This window comes from Staphylococcus sp. 11511212 (assembly GCF_011394755.1).
Taxonomy (GTDB): Bacteria; Bacillota; Bacilli; order Staphylococcales; family Staphylococcaceae; genus Staphylococcus; species Staphylococcus chromogenes.
The window spans coordinates 18837-38344 of the sequence record NZ_JAANBQ010000015.1; the positions used below are offsets into that span (position 1 = coordinate 18837).

At 39.4% G+C, this 19508-nt stretch carries 16 protein-coding genes, 8 tRNA genes and 1 rRNA gene; all 25 read left to right on the forward strand.

Going from position 1 to position 19508, the window contains the following annotated elements; all coding sequences use genetic code 11:
- The 25 genes from mfd (at window position 1) to G8Y84_RS09525 (ending at window position 19496) form a co-directional block, all read left to right on the forward strand.
- Window positions 1–3501, forward strand: a complete 3501-nt coding sequence (gene mfd / locus G8Y84_RS09405; protein ID WP_371874994.1) for a transcription-repair coupling factor — start codon at window positions 1–3, stop codon at window positions 3499–3501.
- Window positions 3491–5020, forward strand: a complete 1530-nt coding sequence (locus G8Y84_RS09410) for a polysaccharide biosynthesis protein (RefSeq protein ID WP_037576978.1) — start codon at window positions 3491–3493, stop codon at window positions 5018–5020. The genes mfd and G8Y84_RS09410 overlap by 11 nt, the downstream gene beginning before the upstream one ends.
- Window positions 5017–6204, forward strand: a complete 1188-nt coding sequence (locus tag G8Y84_RS09415; protein WP_105963482.1) for a MazG nucleotide pyrophosphohydrolase domain-containing protein — start codon at window positions 5017–5019, stop codon at window positions 6202–6204. Before G8Y84_RS09410 ends, G8Y84_RS09415 begins: the two co-directional genes overlap by 4 nt.
- Complete coding sequence (locus G8Y84_RS09420; RefSeq protein WP_037576972.1) at window positions 6191–6448, forward strand: RNA-binding S4 domain-containing protein; 258 nt, start codon at window positions 6191–6193, stop codon at window positions 6446–6448. The genes G8Y84_RS09415 and G8Y84_RS09420 overlap by 14 nt, the downstream gene beginning before the upstream one ends.
- 24 nt (window positions 6449–6472) lie before the next feature.
- Entirely contained in the window at window positions 6473–6862 is a 390-nt protein-coding gene (locus tag G8Y84_RS09425; RefSeq protein WP_037576970.1) for an FtsB family cell division protein, read from the forward strand.
- Window positions 6863–7081: 219 nt separating this feature from the next.
- Window positions 7082–7459, forward strand: a complete 378-nt coding sequence (locus tag G8Y84_RS09430) for a S1 domain-containing RNA-binding protein (RefSeq protein WP_037576967.1) — start codon at window positions 7082–7084, stop codon at window positions 7457–7459.
- A gap of 69 nt (window positions 7460–7528) precedes the next feature.
- Window positions 7529–8812 carry a tRNA lysidine(34) synthetase TilS gene (gene tilS / locus G8Y84_RS09435; RefSeq protein WP_105963483.1) on the forward strand — a complete coding sequence of 428 codons (1284 nt, stop codon included), beginning with the start codon at window positions 7529–7531 and terminating at the stop codon, window positions 8810–8812.
- The gene (hpt, locus tag G8Y84_RS09440) at window positions 8802–9338 is read left to right on the forward strand and encodes a hypoxanthine phosphoribosyltransferase (RefSeq protein ID WP_037576961.1); all 537 of its coding nucleotides are present in this window, start codon (window positions 8802–8804) and stop codon (window positions 9336–9338) included. The genes tilS and hpt overlap by 11 nt, the downstream gene beginning before the upstream one ends.
- Before the next feature lie 148 nt (window positions 9339–9486).
- Entirely contained in the window at window positions 9487–11631 is a 2145-nt protein-coding gene (ftsH, locus tag G8Y84_RS09445) for an ATP-dependent zinc metalloprotease FtsH (RefSeq protein ID WP_037576958.1), read from the forward strand.
- A 144-nt stretch (window positions 11632–11775) separates the two neighbouring features.
- Window positions 11776–12669 (forward strand): Hsp33 family molecular chaperone HslO, encoded by an 894-nt coding sequence (gene hslO, locus G8Y84_RS09450; protein ID WP_105963485.1) that lies wholly within the window; start codon window positions 11776–11778, stop codon window positions 12667–12669.
- A 169-nt stretch (window positions 12670–12838) separates the two neighbouring features.
- Window positions 12839–13768 carry a cysteine synthase A gene (gene cysK / locus G8Y84_RS09455; RefSeq protein ID WP_105963486.1) on the forward strand — a complete coding sequence of 310 codons (930 nt, stop codon included), beginning with the start codon at window positions 12839–12841 and terminating at the stop codon, window positions 13766–13768.
- Between the two features lie 313 nt (window positions 13769–14081).
- Complete coding sequence (gene folP / locus G8Y84_RS09460; RefSeq protein ID WP_037576946.1) at window positions 14082–14873, forward strand: dihydropteroate synthase; 792 nt, start codon at window positions 14082–14084, stop codon at window positions 14871–14873.
- Window positions 14863–15234, forward strand: coding sequence for a dihydroneopterin aldolase (gene folB / locus G8Y84_RS09465; protein ID WP_037576943.1), 372 nt, complete (start codon window positions 14863–14865; stop codon window positions 15232–15234). Before folP ends, folB begins: the two co-directional genes overlap by 11 nt.
- Window positions 15227–15706, forward strand: coding sequence for a 2-amino-4-hydroxy-6-hydroxymethyldihydropteridine diphosphokinase (gene folK / locus G8Y84_RS09470; protein WP_105963487.1), 480 nt, complete (start codon window positions 15227–15229; stop codon window positions 15704–15706). The genes folB and folK overlap by 8 nt, the downstream gene beginning before the upstream one ends.
- An 81-nt stretch (window positions 15707–15787) precedes the next feature.
- Window positions 15788–16783 carry a tRNA dihydrouridine synthase DusB gene (dusB, locus tag G8Y84_RS09475; protein WP_037576937.1) on the forward strand — a complete coding sequence of 332 codons (996 nt, stop codon included), beginning with the start codon at window positions 15788–15790 and terminating at the stop codon, window positions 16781–16783.
- Between the two features lie 19 nt (window positions 16784–16802).
- Window positions 16803–18290: a lysine--tRNA ligase gene (lysS, locus tag G8Y84_RS09480; protein ID WP_037576935.1), complete on the forward strand. Its 1488-nt coding sequence runs from the start codon at window positions 16803–16805 to the stop codon at window positions 18288–18290.
- Between the two features lie 389 nt (window positions 18291–18679).
- A 5S ribosomal RNA gene (gene rrf / locus G8Y84_RS09485) occupies window positions 18680–18794 on the forward strand.
- Window positions 18795–18803: 9 nt separating this feature from the next.
- Window positions 18804–18879: transfer RNA gene (locus G8Y84_RS09490), tRNA-Val, on the forward strand.
- 7 nt (window positions 18880–18886) lie between these two features.
- Window positions 18887–18962, forward strand: a tRNA-Thr gene (locus tag G8Y84_RS09495).
- Between the two features lie 7 nt (window positions 18963–18969).
- A tRNA-Lys gene (locus G8Y84_RS09500) sits at window positions 18970–19042 on the forward strand.
- A gap of 18 nt (window positions 19043–19060) precedes the next feature.
- A tRNA-Gly gene (locus G8Y84_RS09505) sits at window positions 19061–19135 on the forward strand.
- Between the two features lie 8 nt (window positions 19136–19143).
- A tRNA-Leu gene (locus G8Y84_RS09510) sits at window positions 19144–19232 on the forward strand.
- A 9-nt stretch (window positions 19233–19241) separates the two neighbouring features.
- A tRNA-Arg gene (locus tag G8Y84_RS09515) sits at window positions 19242–19318 on the forward strand.
- Window positions 19319–19327: 9 nt separating this feature from the next.
- Window positions 19328–19401, forward strand: a tRNA-Pro gene (locus G8Y84_RS09520).
- Between the two features lie 19 nt (window positions 19402–19420).
- A tRNA-Ala gene (locus tag G8Y84_RS09525) sits at window positions 19421–19496 on the forward strand.
- Window positions 19497–19508: the final 12 nt, after the last annotated feature.

Sequence of the window (19508 nt, forward strand, 5' to 3'; positions counted from 1 at the left end):
ATTAATGAAATAATCAATAGAGATACACAATTTAATGAATTGATAGATCATGTTGGAGAAGATAATGTGCTTGTGACAGGGCTTATGCCGAGTGCGAAAGCCGCGATGATTGCAGAAACGTACCAAAGCAGTCATCGTCAAGTGTTACTCATTACAAATAATTTATACCAAATGGATAAATTAGAAGCTGATTTACTGCAATTCGTTCCAGATGATGAAATTTATAAATATCCTGTGCAAGACATTATGACCGAAGAATTTTCAACGCAAAGCCCGGAACTGATGAGCGAACGTGTCCGTACGTTAACGGCACTGGCTCATGAGCGTCGCGGGTTATTTGTCATACCCCTTAACGGTTTAAAAAAATTAGTGACGCCCAAAGCAATGTGGCAAGCGCATCAACTACAACTTGAAGTTGGTAAAGATATAGATGTTGATGCGCTTTTAACACGTCTCGTCAACATGGGTTACCGTCGTGAATCCTTAGTTTCTAATATAGGAGAATTTTCTTTACGAGGCGGCATTATCGATATTTATCCATTATTAGGAGAACCTGTCCGCATTGAATTGTTTGATACAGAAGTTGATTCCATTCGTAAATTTGATGTTGAGACGCAACGTTCTTCTGAGAACATGCAACAAGTGGATATTACATCAGCACACGATTATATTATGACGAAAGAAGTGCGCCAACATTTAATACTCGAGCTTAAAAAAGCATATGAAATGACACGTCCTAAAATTGATAAATCGGTACGCCAAGAATTGAAAGACACATATGACGGTTTTAATATTGTTGAGGATGAGTTATTTGACCCTCAAGTGTTAAGACGTTTGATTGCTTTCATGTATGACGAAGAAACAACTTTATTCGACTATTTTAAAGACAATGCCGTTGTGATGGTTGATGAATTTAATCGTATCAAAGAGACAGAAGAAACATTACTGGCTGAATCGGAAGAGTTTTTACAAAACTTAATTGAATCTGGTAAAGGCTTTATTGGTCAACGATTTATGGTACATGAGACAATTGAACATTTACTTTCACAGCGCGCAGTGACCTATTTCACGTTATTTACAGCTTCTATGTCTGTCAAACTAAATCATATGGTGAAGTTTTCTTGTAAGCCTGTGCAACAATTTTATGGTCAATATGATATTATGGCCTCTGAATTTCAGCGTTATATGAAACAAGGCTACCGTATGGTTATTATTGCAGAATCTGAAACAAAAAAAGACCGTATTCAAGCCATGTTAAATGAGATTCATGTTCCGACATTGTTGAATGCGGATATCACACAACTCGAAGAAGGGCATGCGGCAATCATTGATGGGAGTTTGTCAGAAGGATTTGAATTGCCGTACATGTCATTAGTGGTGATAACGGAACGTGAACTTTTCAAATCGAAACAAAAGAAAGCGTCCAAAAAACGTCGAAAAACCATTAGTAATGCTGAAAAAATTAAATCCTATCAAGAACTTAACGTTGGAGATTATGTTGTCCACATTCACCACGGTGTCGGTCGTTACCTAGGGGTTGAGACGTTAGAAGTTGGAGACGTCCACCGCGATTATATTAAAATTCAATATAAAGGCACAGACCAATTATTTGTTCCAGTTGACCAAATGGAGCAAGTCCAAAAATATGTCGGTTCCGAAGATAAAACGCCAAAATTGTATAAACTTGGTGGCAGCGAATGGAAGAAAACAAAAGCTAAAGTTCAAAGTAGCGTGGAAGATATTGCCGATGAACTGATTGCTTTATATAAAGAGCGTGAAAAATCTGTAGGTTACCAATTTGGGCCAGATACAGAAGAACAACATGCGTTTGAAATGGATTTCCCATATGAATTAACAGAAGACCAAGCCAAGTCCATTGATGAAATTAAACAAGATATGGAACGGGCCCGACCTATGGATCGATTGTTATGTGGAGATGTAGGTTACGGCAAAACCGAAGTTGCGGTGCGTGCTGCTTTTAAAGCAGTGATGTCTGGAAAACAAGTGGCTTTTCTCGTGCCTACGACTATTTTAGCGCAACAACATTACGAAACGCTGATTGAGCGTATGCGTGATTTCCCTGTAGAAATACATTTGATGAGTCGTTTTAGAACACCAAAAGAAATACGCGAAACGAAAGAAGGACTGAAGTCAGGGTTTGTAGATATCGTTGTGGGTACCCATAAACTCTTAGGTAAAACCGTAGAATATAAAGATCTAGGGTTATTGGTTGTCGACGAAGAACAACGTTTTGGTGTGCGTCACAAAGAAAAGATTAAATCTTTAAAGGCCAATGTGGATGTATTGACGTTAACCGCAACACCGATTCCACGTACGTTGCATATGAGTATGTTAGGGGTAAGAGACTTATCTGTCATTGAAACTCCTCCTGAAAACCGTTTTCCTGTCCAAACTTATGTCTTAGAACAAAATGGCAATTTTATTAAAGAGGCTTTAGAACGGGAATTATCACGTGAAGGGCAAGTTTTCTATTTATACAACAAAGTACAATCTATTTATGAAAAACGAGAGCAACTTCAAATGTTGATGCCAGAAGCGTCTATTGGTGTTGCGCATGGACAATTACCAGAACGTGATTTAGAGGAAACGATGCTGGATTTTATTAATGGAGAATATGACATTTTAGTCACAACGACGATTATCGAAACAGGCGTAGACGTCCCTAATGCGAATACACTGATTATAGAAGATGCAGACCGTTTCGGCTTGAGTCAATTGTACCAACTACGCGGACGCGTTGGACGTTCAAGTCGTATTGGCTATGCTTACTTCTTACATGCGCAAAACAAAGTGCTCAATGAAACAGCAGAAGAGAGACTCCAAGCCATTAAAGAATTCACAGAACTCGGCAGCGGCTTTAAAATTGCTATGCGTGATTTAAACATTCGAGGGGCCGGTAATTTACTAGGTAAACAGCAACATGGCTTTATCGATTCTGTTGGTTTTGATTTATATTCTCAAATGTTAGAAGAAGCGGTAAATGAAAAACGGGGCATCCAAGAAGTTCAAGCCACACCTGAACTTGAGATGGACTTACGCCTAGATGCTTACTTGCCTGCTGAATACATTCGAAATGAGCAAGCCAAAATCGAAATTTATAAAAAATTGAGGGCGACAGAAACGATTGATCAACTCATGGATGTCAAAGACGAATTATTGGATCGTTTTAATGATTATCCGAAAGAAGTGGCCCAACTGTTAGATTCTGTTGAGATTAAAGTACATCTCCTAAATGTCGGCGTGCAATATGTTAAAGATAAAGGGAAAACAGTAGAAGTGGTGTTAACAGAACAAGGTACAAACCGTATCGATGGAGAAGCGCTCTTTAAAAACACAGAAGCGTTAGGAAGAAGTATGAAAGTCGGCGTAGAAGCCGGTTGTATGAAAGTAACGCTCACAAAAGGTGCGCAATGGCTTGAATCCCTAAAATATTTAGCGAAAACAATGGAAGAAAGTCTGAAGTTAGATTATGTCGACTAAATCTGCATTTAATGGCGTCGTCGTTTTAACTCTATCGCTCATCATTGTAAAAATTTTAAGTGCGTTATACCGCGTCCCTTACCAAAATATTCTAGGAGATGAAGGGTTATATGCGTATCAACAAATATATCCCATTGTCGCCCTAGGTGTCGTGCTTGCGAGTAATGCGATTCCAAGCGCATTGACACAAATACTGGGGGGAGCCGAAGCCCAACGCCCCTTTATAAAAAAATTAATGATGGTCCTACAAATAATAGGGGCGCTGTGTTGCATAGTTCTTTTTATCAGCGCAGAAGGCATAGCGAAAATCATGGGAGATGAAGCCCTCACGCCGATGATACGCGCGGCGAGCGTCTCTTTTCTAATCGTAGGGATGCTTGGGGTGTTACGAGGATATTTTCAAGCTAAATTTGAAATGAATCCGCCTGCATTTTCACAAGTCATTGAACAAATGATTCGGGTCGGTATGATTGGTATCGTTATATTGCTTTTCACACAACATCAGTTATCAATTTATCAAGCGGGGACTTGGGCCATACTCGCTTCTACGATGGGTTTTTTAGGTGCGACACTCTTCTTATGGGGATGTGTCAAATTACCTAAACCATCGCTCAATCAAACTATCCAATGGAGGCAGTTTGTCATTGCGACAGTGATTTTTGCGCTCAGTCAACTCATCGTGATTTTATGGCAGGTGGTCGACAGTTTTACGATTATCAACCTGTTGCAACATGGACAAGGTTTATCATTTAATCATGCCATCACCCAAAAAGGGATATATGATCGTGGGGCATCATTTATACAAATGGGTTTAATTGTGACGACGACATTTTGTTTTGTCTTGATTCCGTTATTGACGGATACCCAAAAAAGAGGGCAGTTCGAACAAATGCATAGTTATGCGAATGCCTCCTTAAAAATCACCATCGTTATCAGTAGTGCCAGTGCGATTGGCCTTATTAATTTATTGCCGTTACTTAATCAGGTTTTCTTTAAAAGTAACGATTTGATTGGCACCTTATCCCTTTATATGTTAACAGTGATTTTTGTATCACTCATTATGATGTATATTGCATTACTTGAAGTTCAACATCGCTATCGTGTGATTTTAATTGGGTTTGGCATTGGGCTACTCATAAAAGTGATTTTTAATCTCTTCTTTATTTCAATTATGGGGATTTTAGGGGCGAGTTTAGCTACTGTGCTCGCGCTTATCGTCTTTACGCTATATCTTCATCGTCACATTATGCTCATCTATGCGCTCATCGCATTAAGAAAGTTTTATTTAAAATTAGTTGTCGCTTTATTGGTCATGACAGCTAGTGTACAATTAACACATTACCTGATTCCGTCTATGTCAAGATTTGGTGGGTTGGTTGAGTTGTTAATCAGTGCCACGATAGGTGTCACAGCGATGCTTGTCAGCCTTGTGTGGTTACGCATTTTAAACGAAAAAGAATGGATTCATTTACCATTTGGCGATAAAATCATAGAGATGATGAAAAGGAGACAGTCATGACACATCAAATTTCAATTGTTGGATTAGGCAATTATGGTTTAGACGATTTGCCGTTAGGCGTGTATCGCTTTTTACAAGCGCAATCAAAAATTTACGTAAGAACGAAAAAACACCCCGTACTTTCTGAACTTGAAGGCATCGACATCGAAAGTTTTGATGCAATTTATGAACAGTTTGATACGTTTGAGCCCGTCTATGACACAATCACAGACGAATTACTTAAGTATGCACAATCTGAAGATATCGTTTATGCTGTTCCTGGACATCCGAGAGTGGCAGAAACGACAACACAATTGTTGTTTCAAAAAGCAAATGCCCATCATGTGTCAGTGAAAGTCATTGGTGGCAGAAGTTTCATTGATGATGTATTTGAAGCGGTCGAAGTGGATCCAAATGACGGGTTTACGATGTTAGATGCCACTGCGTTATCCGAAGCGGCACTCAATCCGAGAACGACGACATTAATCACGCAAGTGTACAGTGCTATGGTGGCAGGGGATTTAAAACTCACATTAATGCAACGTTATCCAGATGATTTTAAGGTGCATATTGTAGACGGAGCACGTCAAAGTACGGCTCAACGTTATACGTGTGCATTATATGAACTCGATCATGAAGATGTGTTTACAAATTTAACGAGTGTCATTGTGCCTAAGGTCACAGAAGATCACGGATTATATGGAGACTTCGAATTTGCAGATCAGGTCATCGCAAAATTAGTAGATGATGAGACAGGGTGTCCATGGGATAAAGTGCAGACACACGAATCATTAAAACGCTATTTACTAGAAGAAACATTCGAACTCTTTGAAGCGATTGATCATGAAGATGATTGGCATATGATAGAAGAATTGGGAGATATCTTATTGCAAGTGCTCTTGCATACAAATATCGGCAAAAAAGAAGGATATATGGATACGCGAGAAGTTATTGCAAGCTTATCTGAAAAAATGATTCGCCGTCATCCACACATTTTTGATGAAAGTGAGGCACAAACCGTCGAAGATGTGAAAAACATTTGGCAACAGCAAAAAGCAGCAGAAGGTAAACCTGAACGTGTGAAATTTGAAAAAGTATTTGCGACACATTTTTTAAAATTGTATGATGAAGTCAAAAATCAAGATTTGTCAGAAGCACAATTGAAAGATTATATTGAACGAGGAGGGCATCATGAGACTCGATAAATATTTAAAAGTTTCTCGCTTAATCAAACGTCGTACATTAGCTAAAGAAATTAGTGATCAAGGACGCGTAAAAGTGAATGGGCAAACAGCCAAAGCGGGAACAGATGTTAAAGTAGACGACACCATTGAAATTCAGTTTGGACAAAAAATTGTGACGATTAACGTGACTGGACTCAATGAACACGCGACGAAAGAAAATGCTAAAGGGATGTATGAAGTCGTCAAAGAAGAACGGATGGATTAGGGAAACAAAGAAAGGTGACGCCGCATGAATGATAAAATTCAAAATATCGGCAATCAGTACACATCGCAAAAAAATGCAAAAAAACGCCGTCAAGAAAAACGAAAACAGGTTGTCAAAAAACGTATTACAGTTTTTGGAGGCATCTTATTAGCGATTATTGTTGTTCTATTGTTAATGGTGTTTGCACAAATTAAAAGTAATAACGAAGCATCAACGCAACGTCAAGCAAAAGAAGAAGAATACCAAAAATTACAAGATAAAGAGATTGAACTTAAAGAACAACTCAATAACTTAAACGATCCATCGTACATTGAAAAAGTCGCCCGTGATGAGTATTATTTAAGTAATGACGGTGAAGTCATCTTTAAGTTGCCTGAAGATCAATCGAAAGAAAGTAAAAAGAAACAAGAATAAATTCATTCAATAGAACAAATTGCGCAAGGACTAATTTGTTTGAGCTGTCTCCAGTCTTATGATGTAGGGAGGCAGCTTTTTTGTCTATTCATTCGATAAAGAGACAGATTTAGTAAAATACGTAAATAAAATAGTGAATCATCAATTTGTCATTGTGAAAATGGAGAAAGATACGTATAATAGAACTAAATATCGAACTCGGGAGGATGCATTCAAACAATGTCAATCGAAGTAGGAAGTAAGGTCAAAGGTAAAGTCACTGGTATCAAAAAATTCGGTGCATTTGTGGAGTTGCCTGAAGGAAAAAGTGGATTAGTTCATATCAGTGAAGTTGCTGATAATTATGTGGAGAACGTCGAAGATCACTTAACTGTCGGGGATGAAGTTGAAGTTAAAGTATTATCTATCGCGGATGATGGTAAAATCAGTTTATCCATCAAAAAAGCAAAAGAACGTCCGCGTAGACAAAAACCGGCACAAAAACCAGAAGACTTTGAGAAAAAACTATCAAACTTCTTAAAAGATAGTGAGGACAAACTTACTTCTATTAAGCGTCAAACAGAATCAAGACGTGGTGGAAGAGGCGCACGTCGTTAAATTTAATGCAAGGGGTTGAGACGAAGGTTGACTTTGAATCTCAACCCCTATTTGTGTGGAGGTGACGTCATGGACATTCAATGGAATAAAGAGGAGCATCTAGTTGTGGCCGTTTCAACTGGCATTGATAGTATGGTTCTTCTCTATCGGTTACTCCATCAGTACAAATCAACCTATCAAAAGTTGACCGTACTCCATGTGCATCATGGACTTCGCCGTGCTTCAGATAGAGAGGCAGGTTTTTTGAAAGATTATTGTCAACAGCATCAAATCGAAGTTTATGTGCATCGATTGGACTTAAGCGCCACAATACAAGCCGGGCGCAGTATTCAAAATGAAGCTCGGAAAGAACGCTATCAATGGTTTGAAAATATGATTCGAAAAGTTGGTGGAGATGTGCTATTAACTGCCCATCACTTTGATGATCAACTAGAAACTATTTTTCACCGCATTTTTACCGGAAGAGTGTTTCGAAGTCCTTTAGGGATGAAAAAAATCGAGCAACGGAACGGTTATCGCATTGTACGTCCTTTGCTTGATGAACCGAAATCGGACATTAGCGCGTTTCAACAAGCCCACGACGTGCCATATTTTGAAGATGAAAGTAACCAAGACGTCAAATATACACGAAATGCAATTAGAAACACGTTAATGCCGATGATTGAAGAACAACCTCAATTGAAAACAGAACATCTTAACAAATTATATGAGATGCATAAAGCTGCACTGGCTCAATTTGAAACTATGGCTGAGGAATATATACAAACGCATGTAAAAAAAACGCACGAAAAGTATGAAATGTCACTGTCATCATTCAATAAATGCCCAGAGCATGTTAAAATGATGATTCTGGACAAATTGATACAAAAATGGGATGCTTTTGCAACGATGAGCGACGCGCAATATCAAGATTGGTTTGCTAAAATGGCGCAACCTATCTCGCAACTTTTACTTTATGCTACAAACACGTGGCGCATCCTTATCGTGTATGATAAATTAATTTTGTCAGCGGAAGAGGGTTCCCCATTGCTTGATGTTGTCCAAATGAATCAAGAAGGACGTTATAAATTTGGCGCCTACCAAATTGAATTGAGTTCAAAAGGAGAAATATGTTTTCCACTTTACATACGGACACGTCAAAATGGAGATCGCGTTGAACTGATGCCACAAGGTCATAAAAAGGTGTCACGCTTAATGATTGATGCCAAAATTCCGCAAGAAGATCGGGAACGTATCCCTTTAGTGGTGGATGCGAACGGACAGATTTTGGCCGTCGGAACGCTGTATCAACATGCCAATTACAACCATTTATTAAATATAGTTTTTTTAGGAGATGAAGAATATGAGAAATGATTTGAAGGACGTACTACTTACAGAAACGGAAATTTATGATATTTGTGATAAATTAGGTCATGCCATTACGGAAGATTATCGTGGCAAAGATTTATTATGTGTTGGGATTTTAAAAGGTTCTGTATTGTTTATGACAGATTTAATCAAACGTATCGACACGCCACTTTCTATCGATTTCATGGATGTTTCGAGTTACCATGGTGGGACGGAATCTACAGGTGAAGTCCAAATTTTAAAAGATTTAAGTACGTCCATCGAAAACAAAGACGTTCTTATTATTGAGGATATTTTAGAAACAGGCACAACCTTGAAATCAATTACTGAATTATTAGCGTCTCGTCGTGTGAATTCTTTAGAAATTGTAACATTACTCGATAAACCTAACCGTCGCAAAGCAGACATCGAGGCAAAATATGTAGGTCGCCAAATTCCAGATGAGTTCGTTGTAGGTTATGGCTTAGATTACAAAGAAAAATATCGTAACTTACCTTACATTGGGACTTTAAAGCCAGCAATTTATGAATAATAAACTTTAAAAAAGACAATTCAATATTGTGCACTTTGCTACATTTAATAGAAGTAGCTTGGAAGTCAATGTCAATCACTAGCCAGTCGCGTTTAAGTTATGGTAAAATTTTTGTTAGTTTTATATTTGAAGTAGGAGGAAACGACGCATGCAAAAAGCTTTTCGTAATGTGCTCTTTATAGCTTTAATCGGCGTTGTTATTTTTGGGCTCTTTTCCTGGATTAATGGAAATGGGAAAGTGCCTAAAGAACTTACGTACAAGCAATTTACACAAGAATTAAAAGATGGCAAACTCAAAACATTGGAAGTACAACCATCTAATAATGTGTACAAAGTGAGCGGTAAGTTAAACAACGGAGATGATTATTCATCAACGATTTTATTTAATAATGACAAAGAGCTAGAACAGGTTACTGATATCGCTAAAGATCAGAAAGATTTAGAATTTACGGTTAAAGAAGAAGAAGGTCAAAGTGTATTCGTAAGCATTCTGACTACCTTGATTCCTGTCTTAATCATCGCACTACTATTTATCTTCTTCTTAAGTCAAGCCCAAGGTGGCGGCGGTGGCGGTCGTATGATGAACTTCGGTAAATCAAAAGCCAAAATGTACGACAACCAAAAACGTCGCATTCGTTTTACAGACGTTGCAGGTGCTGACGAAGAAAAACAAGAATTAATTGAAATTGTAGATTTCTTGAAAGACAACAAGAAATTTAAACAAATGGGTTCACGTATACCTAAAGGGGTCTTACTCGTTGGCCCACCAGGTACAGGTAAAACATTACTTGCACGTGCCGTTGCTGGTGAAGCAGGCGTCCCATTCTTCTCAATCAGTGGTTCTGACTTTGTTGAGATGTTTGTGGGTGTAGGTGCAAGTCGTGTCCGTGACTTATTTGAAAACGCGAAAAAGAATGCGCCGTGTATCATTTTTATAGATGAGATTGATGCAGTAGGTCGTCAACGTGGTGCAGGTGTTGGTGGCGGTCATGATGAACGTGAACAAACGTTAAACCAATTACTTGTTGAAATGGATGGCTTTGGTGAAAACGAAGGCATTATTATGATTGCAGCGACGAACCGACCAGACATTTTAGACCCTGCGTTATTACGTCCAGGTCGATTCGACCGACAAATTCAAGTAGGTCGTCCAGATGTGAAAGGTCGTGAAGCTGTATTACACGTACATGCGAAAAACAAACCTTTAGACGAAACGGTAGACTTAAAGGCGATTGCGCAACGTACACCTGGTTTTTCAGGTGCCGACCTTGAAAACTTGCTGAACGAGGCCTCATTAATAGCGGCTCGTGGCGGCAAGAAAAAAATTGATATGCGAGATATTGAAGAAGCGACGGACCGTGTGATTGCCGGACCTGCTAAAAAATCTCGTGTTATTTCTGACAAAGAGCGTAACATTGTTGCACATCACGAAGCGGGTCATACTGTCATCGGTATGGTGCTTGATGAAGCAGAAGTCGTACACAAAGTAACGATTGTGCCACGTGGTCAAGCAGGTGGTTATGCGATGATGTTACCTAAACAAGACCGTTTCCTTATGACTGAACCAGAAATGCTCGATAAAATTTGTGGTCTTTTAGGGGGCCGTGTTGCAGAAGATATTATCTTCAACGAAGTATCAACAGGTGCTTCTAACGACTTTGAACGTGCGACTCAGTTAGCGCGTCAAATGGTTACTGAATACGGTATGAGTAAAAAATTAGGGCCATTACAATTTTCACATAGTGGAGGCCAAGTGTTCTTAGGAAAAGATATGTCAGGTCAACCTGACTACTCTGGTCAAATCGCTTATGAAATTGATAAAGAAGTTCAACGTATCATCAAAGAACAATACGAACGTTGTAAAGAAATTCTTACAAAACATGAATCACAATTAAGATTAATTGCTGAAACATTGCTCACAGAAGAAACATTAGTCGCAGAACAAATTCAATCCTTATTCCATGAAGGTCATTTACCTGTCGTGAATTACGATGATGCCAAAGTGGTCGAACGTCATGACGACGAATTTGAAGAAGGTAAATATGGAAAGTCCTACGATGAAATTCGACGTGAACAAGAAGAATTAACAAATCGTTCACGTGCAGGTGTATCTGAACGTGATAAAGATGAACAACGTACAACGCATCCAGAAGATGACACACCATCTGAAAAACATCATTCAGAAGAAGATAAACGTCGTAATGAGCACGAAGATCAATCTTCTGAGGATACAACAGGTTACGAAGGAGAAGCAAACATCGATCGTCCAGGAGACAATCAACCTCCTCGTTAATCGTGTTAACCGTCTCGAAATCTATCATTTTCGAGACGGTTTCTTTTTATGTTAAAGTTAGCTTAAATTCAAGTCATATTTGTTGAGTGGATAGCCTAATGCGATTATGATAAAAAAATGAAATATATGAAGGAGCGAATTCAAATGACTCAAGACTATATCGTCAAAGCGTTAGCTTATAATGGCGAAATACGTGCCTATAGTTCGATTACAACGGACACAATACAAGAGGCACAAACACGTCATTATACATGGCCTACAGCCTCTGCAGCGTTAGGTCGTACTATGACAGCAACGCTCATGATGGGGGCTATGTTAAAAGGTGATCAAAAATTAACTGTCACAGTTGATGGCGATGGTCCCATCGGCAAAATTATAGCGGACGCCAATGCAAAAGGGAAAGTGCGTGGTTACGTAACAAATCCACAAACCCATTTCCCCTTAAATGAAGCAGGAAAATTAGATGTCCGCCGCGCAGTAGGGAAACAAGGGGCTATTAATGTCGTTAAAGATGTGGGTATGAGAGATTACTACACAGGCAATAGTCCAATTGTTTCAGGTGAACTCGGAGAAGACTTTACCTATTATTTTGCGAATAGTGAACAGACACCCTCTTCTGTCGGTGTCGGCGTTCTCGTCAATCCAGATAATTCCATTAAAGCAGCGGGTGGCTTTATTATTCAAGTGATGCCTGGTGCAAAAGAAGAAACGATTGATCGCCTTGAAGCAGCCATCGCTACAATGACCCCTGTTTCTACACTCATCGATGAAGGTGTAACACCTGAGGAAATGTTGACGCACATTTTAGGCGAAGGAAATGTCGAATTTTTAGAAACAATTCCAGCTGAATTTGAATGTCAATGTGGGCACGACAAATTTTTAAATGCGATGCGAGGTTTAGGTGAAGCAGAAATCGAGAATATGATTAAAGAAGATCATGGTGCAGAAGCAGAATGTCATTTTTGTCGTTCTAAATATCAATACACTGAAGATGAATTACAAGGTCTTTTGAATGAGCTAAAACATCAACGCGGATAACAGATAATATGAAGCTACGGGATGAATGGTGAGGTTGCCAAGACTGTTTTATTTAAAATTTTGCAATACGCTTTTTTAATTGTCAGAAAAATGGTATACTATTTGTAAATCCGATTTGATAACTATGTATTCCAGAAATGAATATTAAATTAAAGTGAGGTTATTTAAAATGGTAAGAAAGCCTGTAGAAAATATTACTGAAATTATTGGTCAAACTCCTGTCGTTAAATTAAGACATCAAGCTGGTGAAGATGCAGCAGACATCTATGTCAAATTAGAATATCAAAATCCGGGCGGCTCTGTTAAAGACCGTATCGCGCTTGCGATGATTGAACAAGCTGAAAAAGACGGTAAGATTAAACCTGGTGACACTATCGTTGAACCAACAAGTGGTAACACAGGAATTGGTTTAGCATTTGTATGTGCAGCCAAAGGTTATAAAGCTGTTTTCACAATGCCTGAAACGATGAGCCAAGAGCGTCGTAACCTGTTAAAAGCTTATGGTGCTGAATTAGTATTAACACCAGGCGCAGAAGCGATGAAAGGTGCTATTAAAAAAGCAAAAGAACTTAAAGAAGAACATGGTTATTTTGAACCACAACAATTTGAAAACCCAGCGAACCCTAAAATTCACGAATTAACAACAGGTCCTGAACTTGTAGAACAATTCGAAGGGAGAACAATCGATGCCTTTTTAGCGGGTGTCGGTACAGGTGGTACATTATCAGGAGCGGGTAAAGTTTTAAAAGAAAAATATCCTGATATTCAACTTGTAGCCATCGAACCAGAAGCTTCTCCAGTATTAAGCGGTGGCGAACCAGGTCCGCATAAATTACAAGGTTTAGGTGCGGGATTTGTTCCGGAAACTTTAGATACTGAAATTTATGATGAAGTCATTACTGTAGGCAATGAAACAGCGATGGAAACTTCTCGTCGTGTTGCAAAAGAAGAAGGAATTTTAGGTGGTATTTCTTCAGGTGCAGCGATTTATGCAGCGATTCAAAAAGCAAAAGAATTAGGTAAAGGTAAAACAGTTGTGACTGTCTTACCAAGTAATGGTGAACGTTACTTATCTACACCATTATATAACTTCGAATAATCATAAATAACTAGGATGCCAGGGGGTATCCTAGTTTTTTTAGTTGAAGAGGTATTTAAAACAAAAGTAGCCTTCCCGTAACACTAGTTTTTAAACGACATGTTCGTCATCGTAAGGAATGAACTGAAGGGTAAAGAGACTAACACCTAAAAGTATAAAAACAAGAAATGATGCAATTTTATAGTCACAGTAATGAAAGGTGTGTTGAAAAACATAGGCTTTGTTTTGGGCATCTGGCACTGACGTTCAATTGATACGATTAGCGTCTAAATTTGCTATAATGAACGTATTCATAGAGAAAGGATGACCAATGATGCATACCACACAAATCATGGGAATATTAAACGTGACTCCCGATTCATTTTCTGATGGCGGACAGTATAATGAGGTGGATAAAGCCGTTGCGCATGCGGAACAAATGATGAAAGACGGTGCACACATTATTGATGTGGGGGGCGTTTCTACGCGTCCTGGACATGAAGAAGTGACCGTGGAAGAAGAAATGAACAGAGTCATTCCTGTTGTCAAAGCTTTGAGCCATTTACCGTTGCGCATTTCGGTTGATACATTTCGTAGCGAAGTGGCCGAAGCGAGTTTGAAAGCAGGCGCACATATCATCAATGATCAATGGGCAGGAATTTACGATGAAAAAATATTTGATGTTGTCGCGAAGTATAATGCTGAGATTATTTTAATGCACAATGGAGATGGACATCGTGAGACGCCTGTCGTAGAAGAAATGTTGGTTACGTTACTCAAACAAGCGAATAAAGCTGTTTTGGCTGGCATTCCAAAAGATAAAATTTGGCTTGATCCAGGCATTGGTTTTGCCAAAACACGAGAAGAAGAACAAGAAGTGATGGCGCGTTTAGATGAACTTGTCGCAACAGGGTACAAAGTCTTACTCGCAACCAGTCGAAAACGTTTCATTAAAGAACTTTTAGGTGGCGACAACAAAGTTACTGAGCGAGATGAAGCGACCGCAGCCACAACAGCCTATGGCATTATGAAAGGTGTCGATGGGGTGCGTGTCCATCATGTTCAGATGAACGCAAGACTCGCCAAAGCGATGGACACATTGAAAGGATATGAAGATGAGAGATAATATATTTTTACAAGGATTAGAATTTTATGCCTACCATGGCGCGCTCCCTGCTGAAAATGAAATAGGCCAAGTTTTTATGGTGGATATTGAAATGAAAGTCGATTTATCTGAAGCGGGTGAATCGGATCGTGTTGAAGACACAGTCCATTACGGAGAAGTCTATGAAGATGTAAAAGCGATTATGGAAGGGCCTCCTGTCAATTTACTTGAATATCTCGCTGAACGTATTGCAAAGCGTATAAATTCACACTATAATCGTGTAATGGAAACGAAAGTTAGAATTACGAAAAAAAACCCACCGATTCATGGCATTTATAATGGCGTGGGAATCGAAATAGTGAGGGTGAATCATCGTGGTTGAAGCTTATCTAGGTTTAGGTAGTAATATAGGTGACCGTGAACAACAGCTCAAAGAAGCAATTGAGCGACTTCAACTTGAAGCACACATTGAAGTGAAGCATGTATCCTCCATGTATGAAACCAAGGCGGTAGGGTACGTAGAACAACCAGATTTTTTAAATCTTTGTGTACAGGTGCAAACGACTTTGGAACCTGAGGATTTATTAGACCGTTGTTTGTCTATTGAACAAGCTTTACATCGTGTGCGTAAAGAACGTTGGGGGCCTCGAACAATGGATATTGATGTCTTATTGTACGGGGATAGTATTATTGAGACAAAACGTTTAACTGTACCACATCCAAGAATGACGGAGCGTGCGTTCGTTATGATACCGCTTAACGAAATTGCATCACAAGTCGTTGAACCACGTAGCCAACAAACGATTCAATCTCTTGTTCAACCTGATGCAACAGTTGTAAAATATAAAGGTTGATTTAAATTTAGACCTTCTTTCAACAGTAAATGTTGAAACCAGTGTCTAGTTCGTTATATTAATTTATTGGAGGCACGACATATGTGGAAAATTGGAGACGTCGAAATAGAAAATAGAGTCGTACTTGCACCGATGGCGGGTGTATGTAATTCAGCCTTTCGCCTCACAGTCAAAGAGTTCGGCGCTGGACTGGTGTGCGCTGAAATGGTGAGTGATAAAGCGATTTTATTTAACAATCCAAAGACGATGAAAATGTTATATATTGATGAAAATGAACGTCCACTATCGCTACAAATTTTTGGTGGAGAAAAAGAAACACTTGTGGAAGCTGCAGAATATGTTGATAAAAATACAACAGCTGATATTATCGACATCAATATGGGATGCCCAGTCTCTAAAATCATAAAATGTGAAGCAGGCGCACGTTGGTTGCTTGATCCTAACAAAATTTATGAAATGGTTTCTGCAGTGACAGAACGTGTGAGTAAACCGGTGACATGTAAAATGCGCATTGGTTGGGATGAAGATCATATTTACGCAGTTGAAAATGCAAAAGCTGCAGAGCGTGCAGGTGCAGCGGCAATTTCCTTACACGGACGGACACGTGTGCAAATGTATGAAGGTAAAGCTGATTGGGACATTATTAGACAAGTGAAAGAAGCGGTGAACATCCCTGTGATTGGTAATGGAGATGTGACGAGCCCAGAACTTGCTGAAAAAATGTTAAAAGAAACGGGTGTAGACGCGGTAATGATTGGTCGCGAAGCACTTGGGAACCCATGGATGATTTATAGAACGGTACATTACTTAGAAACTGGTGAGCTCATCGATGAACCAGAAGTCGATGATAAAGTTGAAATTGCTTTATTACATCTACGTCGATTAGTGGACTTAAAAGGTGAAAAAGTCGGCGTTATGGAAATGCGCAAACACGCCTCTTGGTATCTAAAAGGTGTCAGAGGGAATGGTAAAGCACGTAAAGCATTGAACCAAGCTGAGACTGAAGCGGAAATGATAGAAATCCTAACGCAATTTCGCGATGAAATGTTAGCACAACAAACGAAAGTAGAAGCATAGACAAAAAGGAGAGGTAAGCATGTCAGAAGAAATGAATGACCAAATGCAGGTACGCCGTCAAAAATTACAAGAATTACGCGATTTAGGAATCGACCCTTTTGGCGAAAAATTTGACCGTACAGGCGATGCAGAAACATTAAAAACACAATGGGACCAATTTTCAAAAGAAGAATTGGCTGACAAAGAATCAGAAAGTCATACGGTCATTGCAGGAAGACTTATGACTAAACGTGGTAAAGGTAAAGCAGGATTTGCACACATTAAAGATTTAAGTGGTCAAATTCAAATTTATGTTCGAAAAGATCAAGTTGGAGAAGAACAATTTCATATATGGAATACAGCGGATTTAGGTGATATTGTCGGAGTCGAAGGTGTGATGTTTAAAACGAACACGGGTGAACTTTCAGTGAAGGCAAAATCATTTAAATTACTATCAAAAGCATTGCGTCCTTTACCAGACAAACACCATGGTCTTCAAGATATCGAACAACGCTATCGTCAACGTTATTTAGACTTGATTACGAACGAGGAAAGTACACAAACATTCATCAACCGTAGTCGCATCATTCAAGAAATGCGTACATACTTAAATGAAAAAGGCTTCCTCGAAGTTGAAACGCCAATGATGCACCAAATTGCAGGGGGTGCCGCTGCACGTCCATTCGTGACGCACCATAACGCACTAGATGCAACACTTTACATGCGTATTGCGATTGAACTACACCTCAAACGCTTGATTGTCGGCGGTATGGAAAAAGTATACGAAATCGGTCGTGTATTCCGTAACGAAGGTGTATCTACGCGCCATAACCCTGAATTTACAATGATTGAATTGTATGAAGCCTATGCAGATTACCAAGATGTGATGAACTTAACAGAGGAACTTGTTGCGCACGTTGCACGTAAAGTGTTAGGAACAACTTCAATTCAATACGGTGATAATACAATAGAATTAGAACCAAAATGGCGTCGTCTCCATATCGTAGATGCCGTTAAAGAAGCCACAGGTGTGAATTTCTTTGATGTGAAAACAGATGAAGAAGCCCACGCTTTAGCTAAAGAACATGGCATTGAAGTAGACAAAAATATGAAGTACGGCCATATTTTGAATGAATTCTTTGAACAAAAAGTCGAAGAAACATTAATTCAACCGACATTTATCTATGGACATCCAATCGAAATTTCACCATTAGCAAAGAAAAATCCTGAAGACCCACGTTTTACAGATCGTTTTGAATTATTTATTGTTGGGCGTGAACATGCCAACGCATTCACAGAGTTGAATGACCCAATCGATCAACGTCAACGTTTTGAAGCGCAACTTGTTGAAAAAGAACAAGGTAATGATGAAGCGCATGAGATGGATGAAGACTTTATTGAAGCATTAGAATACGGTATGCCCCCAACAGGCGGCTTAGGTATCGGAATAGACCGTTTAGTGATGTTATTGACGAATGCACCGTCTATTCGTGACGTATTATTATTCCCGTATATGCGTCAAAAATAATTAGAAAATTAGAAGTCAAAGCACATGTTGCAAAGGGCAAACCCTTCAACGCAACGTGTGCTTTATTTATTCTTAACATAGCCATAAAAAATTTTGAAAAACATTAAAAAACGCTTGCTATTTACGACAAAACCCTTTAAAATATTTCAAAGTGAGCACGAAATAAGCGGACTGAATTTTAAAGTAAAAAAACTTTAAATAAGTTAATGAAAAGTGTTGACACTTCTCTTGAAATTATGTAATATATAAAAGTCGTCAAAACAAGCGGCATACACATTTAAAATGTTTGTAAAAAACTTTAAGAAAGTGTAAAATTAACTATTGAAAAGTGTTTGCAAACTGTGTATTATAAAAAGGTAGCCAAAACAAGCTGCGAATTAAATAAGTTGTCTGGTGACAATGGCAAAGAGGTCACACCTGTTCCCATGCCGAACACAGAAGTTAAGCTCTTTAGCGCCGATGGTAGTCGGACTTACGTTCCGCGAGAGTAGGACGTTGCCAGGCAATAATTATGGAGAATTAGCTCAGCTGGGAGAGCATCTGCCTTACAAGCAGAGGGTCGGCGGTTCGAACCCGTCATTCTCCACCATTTATGAGCCGGCCTAGCTCAATTGGTAGAGCAACTGACTTGTAATCAGTAGGTTGGGGGTTCAAGTCCTCTGGCCGGCACCATTTATGTGAGCCATTAGCTCAGTTGGTAGAGCATCTGACTTTTAATCAGAGGGTCAGAGGTTCGAATCCTCTATGGCTCATCATTCGAATACTATTGAGCAGAAGTAGTTCAGCGGTAGAATACAACCTTGCCAAGGTTGGGGTCGCGGGTTCGAATCCCGTCTTCTGCTCCATTATTTTTGCCGGGGTGGCGGAACTGGCAGACGCACAGGACTTAAAATCCTGCGGTGAGAGATCACCGTACCGGTTCGATTCCGGTCCTCGGCACCATTCGATAAAGCGCCCGTAGCTCAATTGGATAGAGCGTTTGACTACGGATCAAGAGGTTATGGGTTCGACTCCTATCGGGCGCGCCATTTTAATAACGGGAAGTAGCTCAGCTTGGTAGAGCACTTGGTTTGGGACCAAGGGGTCGCAGGTTCAAATCCTGTCTTCCCGACTTCTTAAAAACACCTTATGGGGGCTTAGCTCAGCTGGGAGAGCGCCTGCTTTGCACGCAGGAGGTCAGCGGTTCGATCCCGCTAGTCTCCACCATTTTTATTTTTA